General features: G+C 63.7%; 1 protein-coding gene. It reads right to left on the minus strand.

What is annotated here, in order from left to right; all coding sequences use genetic code 11:
• Positions 1-158: 158 nt before the first annotated feature.
• Positions 159-3,398, minus strand: a complete 3,240-nt coding sequence (locus KUM40_RS33555; protein ID WP_217170081.1) for a peptidoglycan DD-metalloendopeptidase family protein — start codon at positions 3,396-3,398, stop codon at positions 159-161.
• Positions 3,399-3,496: the final 98 nt, after the last annotated feature.

Consider the following 3,496-nt stretch of genomic DNA (forward strand, 5'->3'; position numbering starts at 1 on the left):
AGACGACACTCGGGCCCTCAGCCTGCACAACCTCAGCTCACGGCACGAAAACGGGCCACCGACTCCGTCGGCGACCCGTCACGCAAGATCGAGGCTAGAAATGGGAAGGGCCGTACCCATGGCGGATACGGCCCTGCGTGTGTGCGTGGTGGTGTGCGTCAGACCCAGCGACCATTGTTGAGATCGGTCGCGATGTCACCGTCGTAGATGTTGATGCGGGTGTCGATGATGTCTGTGATCTCTCGTGTGCCTAGGTAGGTGTGGTTCTCGACGATGATCGGACGGTCGGAGCCGCCGCTCTTCGCCCCACGGATGTCCGCCCACTGCTGCGCGGTGAACACCGGCTCAGGCTTTCCCGTGCCGTTGGCGACGAGGTTCATGCCGGGCTGGAGAAAGCCCCCGTCGTCGAAGAGATAGGCCTCTGCGTTGACAGGGCGACCGTTCCGCCTGGCTTCCAGGTGGAGGTGCGGTCCGGTGGTATTGCCAGTGGCGCCGACAGCACCAATGACCTGCCCGCGCAGCACGCCGGCTCCGGACTGAACTTGCATCCGCGAGAGATGCGCATACAGCGACGCCAGTCCGCCCCCGTGGTCGATGAGCACATGTCGGCCATAAGGTCCGCCGCTCGTCGCACTGGCCACACGTCCGTTGGCCACAGCCTTCACAGGGGTTCCCGCGGCTGCGGGGAAGTCAGTTCCAGTATGAAAACCTGACGACCACATGGAGCCGGCCACGCCGTAGCGGGTGCCCATGGCAGCCAGCACGGGCCACGCCCAGTCTCCGCCTCCTGACGTCGGACCGCCCGTGAACAGCCCTGCCGCCGACTCCACCACCTTCTTCCGAAGTCCGCCGATCATCTTCGGAGGCAGCTTGGCGAGGGTCTGCGCCAGGGGGTACTTGCCGGCACCGGAGAGCAGCTTTACGACCGGACGCATCAAGCCGTCGAACGCCTTGCCGGGATTGGTCATCAGCTCACCTGCACCCACGGCGGCGCGCACGTTCTTGCCGATGACGTCGGAGACGGTGTCCTTTGTCCAGTCCCAGATGCCGCCGACAATGCCTCCATCGGCGTAGCGCTGAACGCCGGGGAGTTCGCCGTACCGGTTGATGTGTTCGAGGGTCCCGAACCCAACCTTCCTGGCACTGTCCCGCTTTACGACGTACTCATCCTGCATCAGGAGTGCGGGGATGGAGTCCTTGCCCGGGACTCCGCCCTTCGTCCGTCCGCCGTCAGCAAACCCTTCCGGCTCGCTCAGGAGTTTTGGAGCGTTGGGGAGCTTGCCCATTCCAACGTACTTGGCTACGCTGTCGAACAGCTTCTTAATGCCCTTGGTGTAGACGAGGTCGATTATCCAGTTGACCGGGCGTACAGCCGTTCTGGCAATGTCTGCCCAATTCTCCTTGATGATCCTCTTGGCGGACTTGAAGGCGTTACTGACGGCCGAGATACCAGACTTGATCTTCTCGAAGGCAGGGCTCAGTCCCTTGCCCCACAGCCAACCGACCTTGTCGGATATCCAGTCGGCCACGGGCTTGACGGTGCTGTTGTACAGCCAGAGAAATTTCTCACCGACCCACTTCAGTCCGGACCATATGACGTCGAAGATCGGCTTCAGGGCTTTGCCGTACAGCCATTTCGTCTTACTGGCCACCCAGTCGGAGACAGGCCGTACGGCGCTGTTGTAAAGCCACAGGAAGGCAAACCCGACGACCCTCAGCGCCGCCCACATGTTGTCAAAAGCGGGCTTCAGGAACTTCGTCCACGCCACCTGCGCCGCTACGCGTATGACGGTCCACGTCGTGGTCACGGCGTTGCGGAAGGCAGGCCACCTATTCCAGGCGAGGACGACGGCAGCCGTCAGAGCGGCAACGGCGAGGACGACGAGGCCGATCGGGTTGGCCGTCATGGCGGCGTTCAGAGCCCATTGAGCGATTGTCCAGAGCTTCGTCACGACGATGATTCCGTACAGCGCCTGAATGAGCCACGGCGCCTCTTCCGCCACGGTCGCGATGCCGCTTGCTATGGCGCCGATAACTGTGAGCAGAGGTCCCGCAATGGGGGTTAGGGCGTGGGCGACTTCAAACAGGGCGTCGAAGATGTTGCCCAGAGTCTCAGCGACTCCAGGGCCGGTTTCCTTGACGTACCGAAGGAATCCCTCGAATTCAGGAGATCCACGGAGTCCGGTTCCCCACCTGGCGAATCGGCCAGTTATCCGCTGCATCTCGTCGGAGATGCCGGTCATATGCGGAAAGAAAGCGTCGATGACGCCGGCCATGCCCTCGAAGACGTGGCCGAAGGACACTCCCAGACCGACAATGGCAGGCTTCGCGCTCTCCGCGACACCTTTCTTGAAGCGGGTCCAGAAGGGGTTCTTGAGCTTCCGGCTCGCGCGGTCCATGAGTTCCCCGACAGCGCCCGCGGAATTCTTGACCAGTGGCGTCAGACCAGGAAGGGACTTCTTCGCCCCGTCAACGGCTCGCGTGAAGATCGGAAGCGTGTCCGGCTGGAGGGACTTCGACCACTCCTTGAAGGCGGGGATGAGGCCCTGCGGTCCGGAGAGGGACTCGTACAGCTTCCGCTGTTCGGGGGTCAGCTTCGCAAGTGCTTCACGATACTCATCGGACTTCGTCGCAGCCTTCGCCGTGGTGTCGATGGACGAGAGGCGTGCCGACTCGACGCCACGCTCCGCAGCCTTGACGGACTCCGCAGCCTGAACCTGAGTATCAGCCGCACTGTCCACGGCGTCCGAGAGTGCGCGCTGCGCATCGGCAACCGACCGAGCGGCCTCAACCTGCGCCTTCGCGGCGTCCTTTTGTGCGTCGGCAACGGCTTCCGTCTTGTCGATGACGCCCTGTTGCGCGCCGGCAAGCTGTTCCGCGGCGCGCTTGACGTCTTCGTTCCCGTCGACGCCCGCCTTCTTCGCTGCCTCCGCGTCCTTCTGAAGCTGTGCGTAGTCCTTCTTCTGCTGCGCGGCAGCCTGAACCGACTGGTCGAAGGCAAGCTGTGCGCGCTGGAGCTGGAGTTCCGTCGCCTTGCCGGCGTCGTACTCCGCCTGCGTCTTGTTGAGTTCCTGCTGCGCCTCCTGGACGCGCAGGGTGGCGTCCCGCTCGTCGAGCTTGCCGCGCTCCAACTGGTCGTTGAGGTCGGCAAGCTGCGCGGCTGCGTCCTGGCGGGCGCGGGTGAGGTTTTCCTCCGCGCGCAACGACTCACGCTTCGCGTCTGAGAGGCTCTCCTCCGCGCGCTCGACGTTCTCCGCAGCTTGTTCACGCTGCTCCATGGCACGTCGAGCAGCCTGGCCAAGGGCTCGTTCAGCGTCCTCCACCTGACGGTTGGCCTGTGCGATGGAGCGTGCGGCGTTGCGGTGGGCGGAGGCAAGGGAGTCCTGCGCCGACGCCATCGAGCAATGCTCAAGACCTGTGGATCAGCCCCGGGCGGGGACGCGGAGGCGTACCTTCCCGAATGATCCTTTGATGGTCACCGAGTAGGCCCGCGTTC

The organism is Streptomyces sp. AC512_CC834, from assembly GCF_019049325.1.
Lineage (GTDB): Bacteria > Actinomycetota > Actinomycetes > Streptomycetales > Streptomycetaceae > Streptomyces.

Bases quoted from the DNA above. Each gene is read 5' to 3' on its own strand.
- KUM40_RS33555 (WP_217170081.1), bottom strand. From the start codon at position 3,398: ATGGCGTCGGCGCAGGACTCCCTTGCCTCCGCCCACCGCAACGCCGCA.